Genomic DNA, 15,815 nt, shown 5'->3' with positions numbered 1-15,815 from the left:
CGTGCGGACAGCGACGGACCCGGCCTCTGCGATGAACACCTCATTGAAGGAATCACATCACGCATGAATGGTAAGCGATCCTCGAGAAGAAGCATCAGGCGTCTTCTCGCACTCGGCATCGCCGGGATGGTGACGGTCTCCGGACTCACCGCCCTCGGCCTGCCCGCCTCGGCCCACGACGGAGTGGACCACGGTTCCGAGGGCGGAGCATCCGCTCTCGACTGGAGCAACTACGAGAAGGTCCTGCTGACGAAGAACGTCGGCGAGCCCCTCGACCTGGCCGTCCTCCCGGACAAGTCGGTCCTCCACACCGCTCGGAACGGCGAGATCCGCCACACCGACCCCAAGACCGGCACCACCCGTGTCGTCAACACGATCCCCGTGTACCAGAACTCGGAGGACGGGCTGCAGTCCGTCGGCATCGACCCCGACTTCGCCGAGAACAAGTGGGTCTACCTCGTCTACGCGCCCCCCGGGAACACCCCGACCGGCGCGGCCCCGAACATGCTGCCCGAGGGCGCGACCGACAGCTACTGGGACCAGTGGAAGGGCATCAACCGCCTCTCCCGGTTCAAGTGGACCGGCTCGGGCCTCGATCTCGCGAGCGAGCAGAAGATCATCGACATCGAGACCCAGCGCGGGCAGTGCTGCCACGTGGGTGCCGACTTCGACTGGGACGCCGACGGCAACCTGTACCTCTCCACCGGCGACAACACGCCAGCGAGCGCTCCGGGTGCCGCGGGCTTCGCGCCGAACAACGACGCGCCCCGCATGAACCCGGGCTTCGACTCGCGTCGCGGCGCCGGCAACACGAACGACCTCCGCGGCAAGATCCTCCGGATCACCGTGCAGGAGGACGGCTCGTACACGATCCCCGACGGCAACCTCTTCCCGGTGGGAACCGAGAAGACCCGCCCCGAGATCTTCGTGATGGGCGTCCGCAACCCGTTCAAGATCGACGTCGACGCCGAGACGAACACCCTCTCCTGGGGCGACTACGGCCCCGACGCCACGAAGGCCGCTGCGGCCGACGGCGTCCGCGGCCCGATGGGCCTCGTCGAGTGGAACGCGACCGGACTGGACGAGCCGCACAACTCCGGCTGGCCCTACGTCCACGGACCGAACGCGCCGTACAACGAGTGGAACTTCGAGACGTCGACGCCCCGCGGCTTCTTCGACCCGGAGAACCTGAAGAACAACTCGCGCTGGAACACCGGCCTCGTCGACATCCCGGACGCCAAGGCGGCGACCGTCTACTACGGCGACAACCCCGGCGACCAGCCGTTCGACGAGCTCGTCAACTTCGGGACCAGCACCGGCCAGGGCCCCATGGGCGGACCGGTGTACCACTTCGACGCGGACAACACCTCGACGTCGAAGTTCCCGGAGTACTGGGACAAGAAGACCTTCTTCGGCGAGTTCTCGCAGGACTACATCGCGGCGTTCACGCTCGATGAGGACCGCGCGGTCACGCACATCGAGGACTTCCTCCCCAACGCGGCGCTCAGCCAGGCCGCGCAGCCGATCCACGACAACCCGATGGACATGGAGTTCGGCCCCGACGGGTCGATGTACGTGATCGAGTACGGCGACGGATTCTTCCGCGCCAACCCCGACGCGGGCCTGTACCGGATCGACTACGCCGAGGGCAACAAGGCGCCGCAGGCCCGCTTCACCGCGACCCCCCTGTCCGCCTCGCAGACCCCGCTCGAGGTCACGTTCGACGCCAAGGGATCGACCGACCCCGAGGGCGACGCGCTCACCTACGACTGGGACTTCGACGGCGACGGCACCTTCGACGCCACCGGAGTGTCCGTCAAGAAGACCTACACCGAGCTCGGACAGTTCACGGCCCGTCTGCGCGTCACCGACGCCAAGGGCAAGTTCAGCCTGACCTCGCGGGTCATCTCGGTCGGCAACCAGGCGCCGCAGATCCAGATCCAGACGCCCGGCAACGGCTCGTTCTTCAGCTGGGGCGACGCGATCCCCTACCAGGTGACCGGCAAGGACGCTGAGGACGGCGACCAGATCGTCAGCAGCCGCGTGGGCTGGACCTACGGCCTCGGCCACGACGAGCACGCCCACCCCGAGGTCACCGGCACCGGTGCCAAGGGAGCGTTCCCGACGTCCAAGGACTCGCCCGAGCACGGCCCCGGCGCGCTGCTGTACGGCACCGTCGTCGTGACCTACACGGACGGCGGCTTCAACGGCCTGCCCCCGGCTGCGGCCGAGGCGACGCTGCGGCTGAACCCGAAGACGCAGGAGGCGGAGCACGCCGCCCGTGAGGGCGTCCTGCCCTACGCGGACACCACCGCCAGCGGCGGCAACGCCGTCAGCGGACTCGGTGCGGGATCCTTCCTGCGCTGGGACCCGGTGAACTTCGCCAACCTGACCGGCGTCGTGGTCCGCGCCACCGGTGAGGGCACCGTCGACCTCCGCTGGAACGCTGCCGACGCAGCGCCCTTCGGAACGGCGACCATCCCCGCGGGAGCCGGCTGGAAGGACGTCCTCGTCCCCTTCGGCACCAACGTCCCCCGCGGCACCGGCTCGCTCTACGTGACCTCGCCCAGCGGCCTGTCGCTCGACTCCCTCACCTTCCAGGGTGTCGGCGCCGGTGACAAGACGGCTCCGACCGTCGCGGCGACCCTCGACCCGGCAGCGCCTGCGGGCGTCGGCGGCGTCTACAACAAGCCCGTGACCCTCGGCCTCACCGCCACGGACAACGGAGCGCTCTCCACCGTCCAGTACTCCGCCGACAACGGCACGACGTGGACCACGGTCCGCGCCGTCAACGGCGCGTACACGGTCCCGTTCACCACGAACGGCGCCCGGACGATCCAGTACCGCGCCACCGACACCGGCGGCAACGTCTCGGCGGTCGGCACGGTGAAGTTCACGATCGACCTGGCCGCGGCGAACGCCCCGACCGCCGCGTCGACCACCACCGTGGCGCTCTCGGCTCCCCGCGTGACCTTCGGGGCACCGGGCGAGGCGACCGTCACGGTCACCGGTCAGGGGGGGAACCCCGGCGGAGAGGTCGTCCTCTACGAGGGCGCCACCGAGCTGGGCCGCGCGACGCTGAACGACGGCAAGGCGACCTTCGCCCTGCCGAAGACCCTCGGCGCCGGCACCCACACCCTCCGTGCGGCGTACGGCTCGGACGCCACCTTCAAGGCCTCGGAGGGCACCGCCCGCCTGATCGTCTCGAAGGCCGCCTCGGAGCTCACCGCGACCGTCTCGCCCAACCCGGTCAAGCCGGGCGCCAGCGCGCAGGTCACGGTCGACGCGACGTCCTCGACGGGTGTCGCCGGCACCGGTCAGGTGAGCGTGATGGTGAAGAGGAACCTCTCCACCGTCGCGATGCTCACCGGGACCCTCGACGAGAACGGGCACGTCGTGGTGACGCTCCCGAAGCTCGCGGCGGGCAGCTACAAGCTGACCGTCACCCACACCGCCACGGCGGACACCAACGCCGCGTCGGCGCTGCTGAACCTCACCGTCCAGCAGTAGCCCCCGCGCAGGGGCCGGCCGGCTCGACCGGGCCGGCCGGCCCCCCACCCCCTGCACCATCTGCCATTTCGAAGGAGAAATGATGCACCACCACCACGCATCCATCACGGCCAAGCCGATGAGCCGGCGCTCGCTGATGACGGCCCTGGCCGCATCGACCGTCGCGGTCGGCGTCGGAGCGGGAGCCCTCGCGGCACCCGCCACGGCCGCCCCCGCGCCCTCGTCCGGATCCACGCGCCTGGTCCCGATCAACCGCATCGGCATCCAGCTCTTCAGCGTCCGCGACAAGGTCTCGTCGCTCGGCTTCCGGGCCGTCTTCGAGGAGCTCGGCCGCATCGGCTACAGCGAGATCGAGTTCGCCGGGTACACCCAGGGCAACGTCGGAGCGATCACCCCGCAGCAGATCCGCCAGCTGCTCGACGACAACGGCCTCCGCGCCGTCGGCTCGCACGTCGGCACCAACCTCCTCCGCTCGGAGCTGGGCAAGCAGATCGAGATCGCGCAGATCCTCGGCACGCCGCACCTCGGCACCGGCAACGCGCCCACCAACGTCAACACCAAGGCGGGCTACCTCGCCGCGGCGGAGGAGTGGAACAAGTGGGGCCAGCAGGTCTCGGCCGCGGGCATGAAGCTCTACCAGCACAACCACGCCGGTGAGTTCGGGTTCGCCACGGACGACCCCAAGACCCGCCTGTACGACCTCTTCTACGACAACACCGACCCGCGTCACGTGTACCTCGAGATGGACGTCTACTGGGCGTACGTCGGCAAGAAGCTCTACCCGGGCTTCGAGCCGCTCGACTACATCAAGCGCAACCCGCGCCGCTACCCGATCCTGCACCTCAAGGACGGCAAGACGAACAACGCCAACACCAACGGCTACGACATCGTCGAGTTCGGCGCGGGCAACCTGCCCTACCAGGCGTTCCTCTCGGAGCTGCGCGACCGCGGCCAGCGCTTCGGCGTCTGGGAGCAGGACACCGCTCCCACGCTGGCGACGCCGCCGAGCACGGGGAACTCCCTCGAGGCCGCTTCCCGCAGCTACTCCGCGATCGCTGCGCTCCGTGGCTGAGCGCACCCCGCGCCGCGCGCGCCGCACCGACAGCACCACCACCAGCACGACGCGCACGAGCGCACCGAGGAGAACCCCCATGAAGTGGAAGACGCCCACGGCGGTCCTCGCGGCCGCCTCCCTCGCGATGGTCGCCGCGCCGTCCGCCTTCGCGGCGACGACGGACTGCACCACCGAGCTCGGGAACCAGACGATCACCGGAGATCTCAACGTCGGCGCGGGCCAGACCTGCGTGCTCGGCAACGTGACCGTCACCGGCAACGTCATCGTCGGCGACGACGCCTGGCTGGACGCCACCTCGGCGACCATCGGCGGCGACGTGATCGGCACCGACGCGTACGGCATCTCGATCGACGGCACCAGCGTCGGCGGAGACGTCGTGTCGTTCTCGGACGGCAGCCGCAACGGCTTCCTCTACCTGCGCGACCTCACGGTCGGCGGCATGGTCGAGGCCGGCGGGATCGACGTCGAGTTCAGCGACCTCTCGGTCGACGGCTCGGTCAGCACCGACGCGGCGAACTACGTCGACGTCGACCGCACCAGCGTCGGCGGCGACGCCACCTTCGCCGGCAGCGACTTCGGCGTGAACGTGCAGGGCGCCATCGTCGGCGGCTCGCTCGCCGTCACCGGCTCCTCGCGCGGCGTCCTCCTGGGCGCGAACGAGGACGGCTCGGCCTCGGCCCTCGGCAACACGGTGGGCGGGAACCTCACGCTCTCGGGCAACTCCGGCAACGTCCAGCTCGCGGGCTCGACGGTCGGCGGGCGCATCGCGCTCGCCGACAACGCGCCGGCGGTCAACTTCGGCGCGGGCAACACCGCCGCCGGAGTCGACGGCACCTTCACGGGAACGGCGGCGGGCGCTGCGGCGGCCGGCGACCAGGCCGTGGCCGTCATCGTCCCCGAGGCCAACAAGGGCGAGCTGACCTGGACGCTCGAGGGCACCAGCAACCTGGTGAACCTCGGCGTCGCCGAGGAGCAGGGCGACCACTTCGCCGCCTCCGGTGAGCTCGTGCCGGTCCGCGTGACCGACACCCGCCTCAACGGCCCGGCCTGGTCGGTCACCGGCCAGCTGAGCGACTTCCGCTCCGGCGAGAAGACGTTCTCGGGCAAGCACCTCGGCTGGACCCCCGAGGTCCTGGAGAACACGGGCGGTGCCGTCGCCGGCGCAGCCGTCCCCTCCGGGTTCGACTCGGGCAACGGCCTCGCCACGCCCCGCGTCCTCGGCTCCGCCGCGGCGCAGCACCCGACCGGATCCTCGGTCCTGGGCGCCGACCTCGACCTGAAGCTCCCGCTCTCGGTCGGAACCGGCACCTACACCGCGACGCTGACGCTCACCGCGCTCGGCTAGCACCGGTGGGGCGGCCTCCGGGCCGCCCCACCCTCCCCCCGTCTCCCCGCGAGACGCCACTCCGGTCCGCCCCGCTCGGCGTGCCGCGTACCGGAGCGGCGTCCCGCGGGGAGGCATCCCCCCTTGCAACGGAAGCCTGATCGATGTCGCTCATGCCACGCACCTCCCGCACCACCGCCGCCCTGCTGCTGATGACGCTCCTCGCAGCCGGCGGCCTCTCGGCTCAGGCGGGTGCCCAGGAGGCGGACCCCGCCTCCACGCCGGTCACCTGGGGGGTGCGCCCCGCCGACACCGAGCAGGGCAGCGAGCGGCCGAACTACGCGTACGCCCTCGATCCCGGCGGACGCCTCAGCGACGCCCTGATCGTCTCCAACTACGACGACGAGGAGCAGACGTTCCGCGTCTACGGCTCCGACGGCTTCATCACCGAGGCCGGCCAGCTCGACCTGCTCCCCGCCGCGGAGCCCTCGACGCAGCTCGGCAGCTGGATCGCGTTCCCCGAGCCCGAGGTCACCGTGCCCGCCGGCGAGAGCGTGCAGGTCCCGTTCGAGGTCGTCGTCCCCGACGACGTGACCCCGGGCGACTACGCCGCGGGCGTCGTCTCCTCGATCCTGGTGCAGGGCGAGACCGGAGTCTCGGTCGACCGGCGCCTGGGCTCGCGCATGTACCTCCGCGTCGGCGGCGAGCTCGCCCCGCGCCTGTCGATCGACGGCCTCGCCGTCTCGTACCAGGGCGGCTGGAACCCCTTCGCCCCCGGCTCCGCGACCGTCGACTACACCGTGACCAACGCGGGCAACACCCGTATCGCGCCGGGCGCCGAGATCAGCGTCGCCGGCCTCTTCGGCCTCGCGCCGGTGTCCGCGACCGACCCGGAGCCGCTGCCCGAGCTCCTCCCCGGAACCTCCGTCTCGCGCACCGTGACCGTCGCCGGAGTCTGGCCGCTCTTCGTCGCGACCGCCCGCGCCGCGCTCTCGGGCACCGTCGTCACCGCCGACCAGGCCGCGCAGGCCGACTCCGCCGTCGTCGTCCCCGACGTGCCGGTCGCCACCGCCGAGACCTCGGCCGCGGCCGTGCCGTGGAGCGCCGTGCTCCTCCTCGCCCTGCTCATCGGGCTCATCGTGCTGACCGTCGTCCGCCGCCGCCGCCGGGCCGCGGGGGAGCAGGCGCGCATCGACGCCGCCGTCGCCGCCGCTCTCGGCGCCCAGCCGGAGGACGCCGACCGCGCGGAGGTCCGCTCCTGACCGGGTGCGGCCGACGCGGTCCGCGAGGGATCGCGCCGGCGCGGCCCGCCATCTCCGGGCGCGCGGCCGCCGCTCTAGCGGACCGCCCGCCCCTCGGCGCGCAGCTGCTCGAGGAAGCCGTCCACCACGGCGGGGCTGAGCAGGTGCCCGCGCAGCATCAGCGCGGCACCGCGCACGCCCCCGCTGCCGCCCAGCTCGGCGGTCACCACGTCGAGCCGCTGCGTCGCGAGGGGGAGGGAGCGCTCGTCGATCACCGAGCGCACGGCCGTCAGGATCTCCGGGCTGGCGAGGGCGACCGCGCCGCCCAGCACGATGACGGAGGGGTTCAGCAGGCTCACGCAGGTGGCCAGCACCTCGCCGAGCTGGAGTCCCGCGATCCGCGCCGCCTCCACGGCCTCGGGATCGCGCGCCTTCAGCAGGTCGATCAGCTCGCGCACCGACTGCACGTCGCGGCCCGCCCGGGCGAGCCCGGCGGCCAGAGCGGAGCCGCCCGCGACCGCCTCGAGGTCCCCCTCCTGACCGCCCGCCGCGGCCGGGGCCGTGCGCGGCACCTGGACGTGGCCGAGATCACCGGCGGAGCCGAGGGCTCCGCGCTGGAGCAGCCCGGACGAGACGATGCCCGCGCCGATGCCGGTGCCGACCTTCACGAACATCAGATCGAGGGCGTGCGGGAACCGCGAGGCCCGCTCGCCGAGCGCCAGCAGGTTCACGTCGTTGTCGACGAGCACCGTGGTGTCGTAGCGCCGGCGCACGAAGGCGGGGATGTCGAAGCCGTCCCAGCCGGGCATGATCGGCGGGCGCACCGGGCGGCCGCTCGCGTGCTCCACCGGGCCGGGCACGCCGACCCCGATGCCCGCGAGGGCGGTGCGGTCGACCCCGGCCGCGGCGAGGATCCCGTCGCAGACGTCGAGCGCGTGCCCGAGCACCGCCACGGGGCCCTGCGCGATGTCGAGCTCCTCGCGGCGCTCGGCGATGATGCGGCCGTCGAAGTCGGTCAGCGCGATGGTCGAGTGCGCCGCGCCCAGGTCGATGGCCAGGAGCGAGCGGACGGCCGGGTCGAAGACGAGGCGCGCGGACGGGCGGCCCCCGGTCGACGGAGCGCGGTCGAGGTGCGCGATCAGTCCGAGCTCGAAGAACTGCTCCAGGCGCGTCATCACTGCGGTCCGCGCGAGACCCGTCTCCTCGACCAGCTCGGCGCGGGTGCGCGGCCGACCGTCGGCGAACAGCCTCAGCATGTCGCCGGTCGCGGTACCCGCGCGCTCGGCCACGCTCAGCTCCTTCTCTCGGCCCGGAGGACGGGTTCGGGGGACAGCACACCTGAGGAAACCAGTCGACGCACGGTCGCGCAATCTCGGCGGGCCCTGCGTGCGGTTCCTGCGCAACACGGCCGGCCGGAGGCGCGACGCGCGCCCGGCCGAGGCCCCTCCCCACTCCGATCGCCCGGGTGCGCCCCGACGATCGCCGCTCAGCCAGCCCTTCCAGACAGGAGAGAACGATGACCTCGTCCGACACCACCACCACAGGCGCCCCCCGATCGAGCGGGCGCATCGGCCTCTGGCTGATCGGGGCCCGGGGCAGCGTCGCCACCACGGCCGCCGTGGGCCTGCACGCCATCGCCGCCGGAGCCGCGCCCAGCTCGGGCTGCGCCACCGCGACCCCCGCCTTCGAGGACGTCCCGCTCGCCGGGTTCGCCGACATCGTCATCGGCGGCCACGACGTCTCGCCGACCCCGCTGCTCGAGAGGGCCACGGGCCTCGCGGCCGGCGGCATGTTCCCGACCTCGGTCGTCGCCGAGGTGGCCGACCGGATCGACGCGACCGACGCCGAGATCCGCCTCGCCCCCTCCGACGCCGCGTCGCAGCAGGAGGAGATCGACCGCCGGGCCGCCGACATCGTCGTCTTCCGCGAGCGCCACGGCCTCGCCCGGGTCGTCGTGATCGACGTCGCCTCGACCGAGGTGCTGCCGGCCGACCGTCCCGAGTTCCACGACCTCGCCGCTCTGCGCGCCGCCCTGGCGCGTCCGGGCGAGCGCCTCCTGCCGCCGAGCTCGATCGCCGCCCTCTCGGCCGTCGTCGCGGGCGCGGCCTACGCCTGCTTCACTCCCTCGACCGCGCTGGCCCTGCCGGCCCTGGAGGAGTGGGCCGCCGAGGCCGGGATCCCGATCGCCGGCCAGGACGGCAAGACGGGGGAGACCCTGCTCCGCAGCGTGCTCGCGCCGATGTTCACGGCGCGCGGGATGCGCGTGCTCTCGTGGGCGGGGGCGAACCTCCTCGGCGGCGGCGACGGGCAGACCCTCGCCGACCCGGAGGCGGTGCGCTCGAAGCTCGTCTCGAAGAACCGCGGACTCCGCAGCCTCCTCGGCGACGACGTCGTCACTCCGCTCCACATCGACAACGTCCCGGACCTCGGCGACGTCAAGACCGCCTGGGACCACGTGCACGCGGAGGGCTTCCTCGGCTCGCGGATCACGGTGCAGACGATCTGGTCGGCGTACGACTCGGCCCTCGCGGCGCCGCTGATCCTCGACCTCGCCCGCCTGCTGGCGCTCGCGGACGAGGCCGGCGTCTCGGGCCCGGTCGGCGAGCTCGGCTTCTTCTTCAAGGACCCGTGGGGCAGCGACGTGCACGGCTTCGCCGAGCAGACCGCGGAGCTGGTGGCCTGGTCCGCCCGCACCGGCGCGCTCGTCGCCGAGCGCCGCACCCCGGTGACGAGCGGGACGCGGAGCGATGGCTGAGCTGCGCGACTACCTCGAGCTCGTCCGCGCGAAGGCCGCGCTCACCGTGATCGGCGACACCGTCGCGGGCGGAGCGTGGGCGGGCCGCGGAGTGGGAGCGCGCACGGTCGCGCTCCCGCTGTCCTCGGCGCTGCTCTACTCGGCGGGCATGGCGCTCAACGACTACGCGGACGCCGAGCTCGACGCCCGGGAGCGGCCCGAGCGGCCGATCCCCTCGGGGCGCATCCAGCGCTCGGCGGCGCTGGGCACGGCGGCCGCGCTGACCGCGGCGGGGATCGTCGTGGCGGCCGTCGTGGACGGGCGGCGCTCGCTCGCGCTCTCGCTGCCGCTCGCGGCCGGGATCTGGTCGTACGACCTGCTCGCGAAGCCGACTCCGCTGGGCCCGGTCGTGATGGCGGCCTGCCGCGGTCTCGACGTGCTGCTCGGCGCGGGCGTCGACGGCGTGCGCGCGGCGGCCCCCGCCTCCGCCGCCGTGGCCGCGCACACGCTCGGCGTCACCGTGCTCTCGCGCGGCGAGGTGCACGGCACCACCCCGGTCGCGGCGGGAGCGGTCTCGGCCGGCACCGCGGCGATCGCGCTGTCCACCGCGGCCGGCGCTCTGGCCGAGCGCCGGGCCGCCCCCGCCGCGGTCGTCGCCGCGGGCCTCGGGCGCTGGCTCCTGCTCGTGCTCACCGCGCAGCTGCAGGCCGTGCGGACGCCGACGGCCGCGGCCGCGCGGACGGCCACCCGCGCGGGCATCACCGGGATGATCCCGCTGCAGGCCGCGCTCGCCGGTCTGAAGCGTCCCGAGCTGGGGGCGGCGCTGCTCGCGCTCGACGCGCTCGGCTCCCTCCTGCTCCGCCGCCCGCGGACGGCGGACATCACATGAGCGCCACCGGACCCGTCCTCGGCTACGGCACCAACGGCTTCGCCGACCACACCCTCGACGACGCGCTCACGGTGATCCACGCCGCGGGGTACCGCGCCGTCGCGCTCACCCTCGGGCACCCGCACCTCGATCCCTTCGCAGCCGACTGGCGCGAGCGGACGCTGGCGCTCCGGTCGCGGCTCGACGAGCTGGGCCTGCGCGTGGTCGTCGAGACGGGCGCGCGGTACCTGCTCGACCCGTTCGCGAAGCACCGCCCCACGCTGGTCGACGAGGAGGCCGGCCCCCGGGTCCGCTTCCTCGAGCGCGCGATCGAGATCGCCGCGCTGCTGGGCGCCGACGCCGTCTCCCTCTGGTCGGGGGTCGTGCCGGCGGGCGTCGATGCGGCCGCGGCCTGGCGGCTGCTCGTCGAGCGGATGCGCGGCGTCGTCGCGACGGCCGAGCGCCACGGCGTGCGGCTGGCCGTCGAGCCCGAGCCGGGGATGCTGGTGGAGACGGTCGCCGACGCGCTGCTGCTGCGCCGCGAGCTCGGCGACCCGGAGTCGGTCGGGCTGACGGTCGACCTCGGCCACTGCGTCGTGGTGGAGCCGGACGGCGTGGTCGGAGCCCTCCGCAGCGCCGGGGACCTGCTGCTGAACGTGCAGGTCGACGACATGCTCCCGGAGCGGCACGAGCACCTCGAGCTCGGCACCGGATCGCTCGACCTCGCGGCCGCCTTCGCGACCCTCGCCGAGATCGGCTACCGCGGGATCGCCGCCGTCGAGCTGCCCCGGCACTCGCACGACGCGCCCCGCCTGGCTGTGGCGAGCCTCGCGGCGATGGAGGAGGCGCTCGGCGGCGCCTCGTCGCACGCCGGGCACCCGTGGACCGCGGCCGCCCGTTCCGCCGTCCTCGAGCGCCCGTCGCGGATCGAGCGCTTCTTCCCCGCCGCGGGCCGCGAGGCCGGACGCGAGCCGCTCCGGCCCGCCGAGGACCCGCACGGCCTCGTCCACGGCACGCACGACGACGCGGCCCGCGCCGCCCTGGTGCAGGCCGCGGCGCAGGCGCTCGGCGACGACGACCTGGCCGCTCTCCTCCTCCGCCTCTACCGCGGCGGGGACGGCGCCGAGCGCCGCGGAGTGCTGGCCGGGCTGAACGCCCTCGGCGACCCGGGACCGGCGACGACCCTCGCCGGCCTCGAGCTGACCGCCGACGCCCTGCGCGCCAACGACACCCGGCTCGTCGCCGCGGCGATGGGCTCCTTCGCCCGCCGCCACCTCGACGCGCACGCCTGGCGGCACGGGGTGCTCAAGCTCGTCTTCCTCGGCGTCCCGCTCGCGGCGGTCGCCGGGCTGGAGGAGCGCAGCGACGCCGAGCTGCGCGCGATGGCCGGCCGCTTCGCCGACGAGCGCCGCGCGGCCGGGCGCCCGCTCCCGGACGATCTGGCGGTGCTCCTGCCGAGCTGACCGCCCCCGAACGCCGCCCCGACCACGGGGCACCACCACCGATGAGAAAGGCGCGACGATGCGCATCTTCGACCCGCACATCCACATGACCTCCCGCACCACCGACGACTACCAGGCGATGTTCGACGCCGGCGTCCGCGCGGTCGTCGAACCCTCCTTCTGGCTCGGCCAGCCGCGCACGAACGTCGGCTCGTTCACGGACTACTTCGACGCCCTGATCGGCTGGGAGCGCTTCCGCGCCGCGCAGTTCGGCATCCGCCACCACTGCACCATCGGGCTCAACCCGAAGGAGGCGAACGACCCGCGCTGCCGGGCCGTCCTGCCCGAGCTCGACCGCTACCTCGCCAAGGACGGCGTCGTCGCGGTCGGCGAGACCGGCTACGACTCGCTCACCCCCGAGGAGGACCAGGTCTTCCGCCAGCAGCTCGAGCTCGCCGGCGAGCACGGCCTCCCCGCGATGGTGCACACCCCGCACCGCGACAAGGAGTCGGGCACCCGCCGGACCCTCGAGGTCGTCGCCGACTCGGGGCTCGAGCCCGGGCGGGTCCTCGTCGACCACCTCAACGAGGTCACCGTCGACGCGGTCCGCGACTCCGGCTGCTGGATGGGCTTCTCCATCTACCCCGACACGAAGATGGACGAGACCCGCCTGGTGACGCTGGTCGAGCGGATCGGGCTGGACCGCGTCCTGGTCAACTCCGCCGCCGACTGGGGCCGCTCCGACCCGCTCACGACCGCGAAGACCGGCCGCCTCCTCCTCGTCGCCGGCTTCAGCGCGGGCGACGTGGACCGGCTGCTCTGGCAGAACCCGGTCGAGTTCTACGGGCAGAGCGGACGCCTGGACCTCTCGCCCGTCGCGGGCTTCGACGTGCAGGAGTCGGCCGGCCGCACCTTCGAGGGCAACTCCGTGCTCCGGGGCGCGCCGCGCGTGGCGGAGGTCGTGTGATGCACCTCTCCTACTGCACCAACGTCCATCCCGCCGAGGACCTGGCCGGAGTCGTCCGCCAGCTCGACGTCTACGCCGGACCCGCGCGCGTGGCCGCCGGGCTCGCCCTGGTCGGAGTCGGCCTGTGGATCCCGCGCGACCTCGCGGCCCGCCTGGTCGCCAGCGCCGAGGACCGCGCCGTCCTCCGCGCGGCCCTGCAGCGCAACGGCCTGGAGGTGCGCACGCTCAACGCGTTCCCGTACGCCGCGTTCCACGCCGAGGTCGTGAAGCTCGACGTCTACCGCCCCGACTGGACCACGCCGGAGCGCCTGCAGTACACGATCGACTGCGCGCGGATCCTGGCCGACCTGCTGCCCGCCGGCGCCGACGGCAGCATCTCGACGCTGCCGCTGGGCTGGCGCGAGGGCTGGGGGCGGGAGCAGGACGAGGCCGCCTGCCGGAACCTCGCCCGACTCGTCGAGGAGCTGCGCGACCTGCGCCGCTCCACGGGCCACGCGATCCGCCTGGCGATCGAGCCCGAGCCCGGCTGCATCCTCGACACCGTGGACGACGTCGTCGACTGGCTGCACCCGCGGATCGGAGTGGTCGACCCGGCGTACGTGGGCGTGTGCCTCGACACCTGCCACCTCGCCGTCTCCTTCGCCGACCCGGCCTCGGCCGTCCGCCGCATCCGCGACGCGGGCCTGCGCGTGGTCAAGGTGCAGGCCTCGGCCGCGCTCCACCTGGAGGACCCCTCGGGCCGCGCCGCGCTCACCCCGTTCGTCGAGAAGCGCTACCTGCACCAGACCCGCGAGAACGGGATCGACGGAGTGCTCCGCGTCGACGACCTGCCTGAGGCGCTGGACACGCTCCCCGGCACCGGCCCGTGGCGCGTGCACTTCCACGTGCCGCTGCACCACCGGCCGGAGGCGCCGCTCTCGGCGACCACGGCCGTCCTGGCGGAGGCGGTCTCGGCGGTCGACGCCGCCTGGCCGTACGACGAGATCCACCTCGACGTCGAGACCTACACCTGGTCGGTGCTCGCCGACGCCCCGAGCGACCTCTCGACGGGCATCGGCGCCGAGCTCGCCTGGGCGGCCGCGCACCTGCTCACGCCCGCCTCCCGAGAGGCGCTGCTGGCGCCCCTCCTCCCGCAGGCGGCGGCGCTGTGAGGCCCGTGCTGCTGCTCGACGTGGTCGGGCTGACCTCGACGGCGCTCGCCGACATGCCCCGCCTCTCGCGGCTGGCCCGCGCGGGCGGGCGCCTGCCGCTGGACACGGTCCTGCCCGCGGTCACCTGCAGCGTGCAGTCGACCATGCTCACCGGCTCGATGCCCGCGCAGCACGGGATCGTCGGCAACGGCTGGTACTTCCGCGACCTCGGCGAGGTGCACCTGTGGCGCCAGCACAACCGCCTGGTCACGGGGGAGAAGGTCTGGGAGACCGCGCGCCGGCTGAGCGGGGAGCCGTACCGCGCGGCCAACATCGGCTGGTGGTACGCGATGGGGGCGACGACCGACGTCACCGTCACTCCGCGCCCGATCTACCACGCCGACGGCCGCAAGTCGCCGGACGCGTACGTGCGCCCGCCGGCGCTGCACGACGAGCTGGTCTCGCGCTTCGGCGCCTTCCCGCTGTTCCAGTACTGGGGGCCGACCGCGTCGCTCCGCTCGACCCAGTGGATGGTCGACGCGACCCGGCACGTGCTGGCCGGAGACGGCTCCGGACCGCCCGAGCTGACCACGGCGTACCTGCCGCACCTCGACTACGACCTCCAGCGCTTCGGTCCGGACTCGCCCGAGGCGCGCCGGGCCGCGTCGGAGCTCGACGTGGTGCTCGCTCCGCTGCTCGACGACGCGGAGGCGCTGGGCGCGTCGGTGATCGTGGTCGCCGAGTACGGGATCGCCGACGCCGACACCCCGGTCGACGTGAACCGGGCGCTCCGCCGCGAGGGCCTGCTCGAGGTCTACGTGCAGGACGGCCGGGAGCAGCTGGACCCGTGGACGTCGCGCGCGTTCGCCGTCGCCGACCACCAGGTCGCCCACGTCTACGTGCAGGACGCGGCGGACCTGCCGCGGGTGCGCTCGATCCTCGAGGGGCTCGACGGCGTCGACGAGGTGCTCGACCGGGAGGCGCAGGCCCGCTACGGCCTCGACCACGAGCGCTCGGGCGAGTTCGTCGTGGTCGCCCGGCCGGGGGCGTGGTTCACCTACTACTACTGGCTCGACGACGACCGCGCGCCCGACTTCGCCCGCGGCGTCGACATCCACCGCAAGCCCGGCTACGACCCGGCCGAGCTCTTCTTCGACCCGGCCGACCCGCTGGTGAAGGCGAAGGCGGCGGGCAACCTCGCCAAGAAGGCGCTGGGGCTGCGCTACGCGATGAACCTGGTTCCCCTGGACGCGTCGCTCGTGCGCGGCACGCACGGGAGGCTGCCGTCCTCGTCGGCGGACACTCCGCTCGTGCTGGCCTCGGACGCGGACCTGCTGCCGGCCGGAGCCGCGTCGCTCCCGGCCACCGCGATGCGCGACCTGGTGCTCGCGGCGCACGGCCCGGCCCTCGCGAAGGAGGCGTCGGCGCTCGCGCGCTGAGGGAGGGGACGCCCGGCGGCCTGCGCCCGTGTACGGGCCGTCGGGCGTCGGGGGCTCAGCCGAGGTCGCCGCGGACCTCGCGAGC

General features: G+C 73.7%; 11 protein-coding genes. 10 read left to right on the top strand and 1 reads right to left on the bottom strand.

Features of this window, described 5'->3' with window-relative positions; genetic code table 11:
* The first annotated feature begins 63 nt into the window (after nucleotides 1-63).
* The 4 genes from C5C36_RS03365 (at nucleotide 64) to C5C36_RS03350 (ending at nucleotide 7,171) form a co-directional block, all read left to right on the top strand.
* Nucleotides 64-3,510, top strand: coding sequence for a PQQ-dependent sugar dehydrogenase (locus C5C36_RS03365; RefSeq protein ID WP_146085300.1), 3,447 nt, complete (start codon nucleotides 64-66; stop codon nucleotides 3,508-3,510).
* Nucleotides 3,511-3,592: 82 nt separating this feature from the next.
* Nucleotides 3,593-4,582, top strand: coding sequence for a sugar phosphate isomerase/epimerase (locus tag C5C36_RS03360; RefSeq protein WP_219813837.1), 990 nt, complete (start codon nucleotides 3,593-3,595; stop codon nucleotides 4,580-4,582).
* The gene (locus C5C36_RS03355; RefSeq protein ID WP_146085299.1) at nucleotides 4,575-5,930 is read left to right on the top strand and encodes a hypothetical protein; all 1,356 of its coding nucleotides are present in this window, start codon (nucleotides 4,575-4,577) and stop codon (nucleotides 5,928-5,930) included. The genes C5C36_RS03360 and C5C36_RS03355 overlap by 8 nt, the downstream gene beginning before the upstream one ends.
* A gap of 152 nt (nucleotides 5,931-6,082) precedes the next feature.
* Complete coding sequence (locus tag C5C36_RS03350; RefSeq protein WP_146078976.1) at nucleotides 6,083-7,171, top strand: hypothetical protein; 1,089 nt, start codon at nucleotides 6,083-6,085, stop codon at nucleotides 7,169-7,171.
* A 74-nt stretch (nucleotides 7,172-7,245) separates the two neighbouring features.
* Here C5C36_RS03350 and C5C36_RS03345 read toward each other — a convergent pair whose 3' ends face one another.
* The gene (locus C5C36_RS03345) at nucleotides 7,246-8,439 is read right to left on the bottom strand and encodes an ROK family protein (protein ID WP_258062157.1); all 1,194 of its coding nucleotides are present in this window, start codon (nucleotides 8,437-8,439) and stop codon (nucleotides 7,246-7,248) included.
* Nucleotides 8,440-8,666: 227 nt separating this feature from the next.
* On the opposite strand from C5C36_RS03345, the gene C5C36_RS03340 reads away from it, so the two are divergent.
* From C5C36_RS03340 to C5C36_RS03315, 6 genes are read left to right on the top strand one after another with little or no spacing between them, the layout of a single operon-like run.
* Nucleotides 8,667-9,905, top strand: coding sequence for an inositol-3-phosphate synthase (locus C5C36_RS03340; RefSeq protein WP_104288125.1), 1,239 nt, complete (start codon nucleotides 8,667-8,669; stop codon nucleotides 9,903-9,905).
* Nucleotides 9,898-10,773 (top strand): SCO3242 family prenyltransferase, encoded by an 876-nt coding sequence (locus C5C36_RS03335; protein WP_219814878.1) that lies wholly within the window; start codon nucleotides 9,898-9,900, stop codon nucleotides 10,771-10,773. The genes C5C36_RS03340 and C5C36_RS03335 overlap by 8 nt, the downstream gene beginning before the upstream one ends.
* Nucleotides 10,770-12,215, top strand: coding sequence for an EboA domain-containing protein (locus C5C36_RS17960; protein ID WP_104309259.1), 1,446 nt, complete (start codon nucleotides 10,770-10,772; stop codon nucleotides 12,213-12,215). The genes C5C36_RS03335 and C5C36_RS17960 overlap by 4 nt, the downstream gene beginning before the upstream one ends.
* A gap of 58 nt (nucleotides 12,216-12,273) precedes the next feature.
* Entirely contained in the window at nucleotides 12,274-13,161 is an 888-nt protein-coding gene (locus tag C5C36_RS03325; RefSeq protein ID WP_104222466.1) for a TatD family hydrolase, read from the top strand.
* Nucleotides 13,161-14,312 (top strand): metabolite traffic protein EboE, encoded by a 1,152-nt coding sequence (gene eboE / locus C5C36_RS03320; protein WP_104226604.1) that lies wholly within the window; start codon nucleotides 13,161-13,163, stop codon nucleotides 14,310-14,312. The genes C5C36_RS03325 and eboE overlap by 1 nt, the downstream gene beginning before the upstream one ends.
* Nucleotides 14,309-15,730 (top strand): alkaline phosphatase family protein, encoded by a 1,422-nt coding sequence (locus C5C36_RS03315; protein ID WP_104309258.1) that lies wholly within the window; start codon nucleotides 14,309-14,311, stop codon nucleotides 15,728-15,730. Before eboE ends, C5C36_RS03315 begins: the two co-directional genes overlap by 4 nt.
* Nucleotides 15,731-15,815: the final 85 nt, after the last annotated feature.

This window comes from Rathayibacter sp. AY1G1 (genome assembly GCF_002932095.1).
In the GTDB taxonomy this organism is placed as follows: Bacteria; Actinomycetota; Actinomycetes; order Actinomycetales; family Microbacteriaceae; genus Rathayibacter.
Note: the sequence above shows the minus strand (reverse complement) of the source record. Positions and strands in the feature narration are given on the sequence as shown.

Excerpts from the sequence above, each read along its gene's own strand:
- C5C36_RS03365 (WP_146085300.1), top strand. The coding sequence starts at position 64 with ATGAATGGTAAGCGATCCTCGAGAAGAAGCATCAGGCGTCTTCTCGCA.
- C5C36_RS03360 (WP_219813837.1), top strand. The coding sequence starts at position 3,593 with ATGCACCACCACCACGCATCCATCACGGCCAAGCCGATGAGCCGGCGC.
- C5C36_RS03350 (WP_146078976.1), top strand. The coding sequence starts at position 6,083 with ATGCCACGCACCTCCCGCACCACCGCCGCCCTGCTGCTGATGACGCTC.
- C5C36_RS03340 (WP_104288125.1), top strand. The coding sequence starts at position 8,667 with ATGACCTCGTCCGACACCACCACCACAGGCGCCCCCCGATCGAGCGGG.
- C5C36_RS03335 (WP_219814878.1), top strand. The coding sequence starts at position 9,898 with ATGGCTGAGCTGCGCGACTACCTCGAGCTCGTCCGCGCGAAGGCCGCG.
- C5C36_RS17960 (WP_104309259.1), top strand. The coding sequence starts at position 10,770 with ATGAGCGCCACCGGACCCGTCCTCGGCTACGGCACCAACGGCTTCGCC.
- C5C36_RS03325 (WP_104222466.1), top strand. The coding sequence starts at position 12,274 with ATGCGCATCTTCGACCCGCACATCCACATGACCTCCCGCACCACCGAC.
- eboE (WP_104226604.1), top strand. The coding sequence starts at position 13,161 with ATGCACCTCTCCTACTGCACCAACGTCCATCCCGCCGAGGACCTGGCC.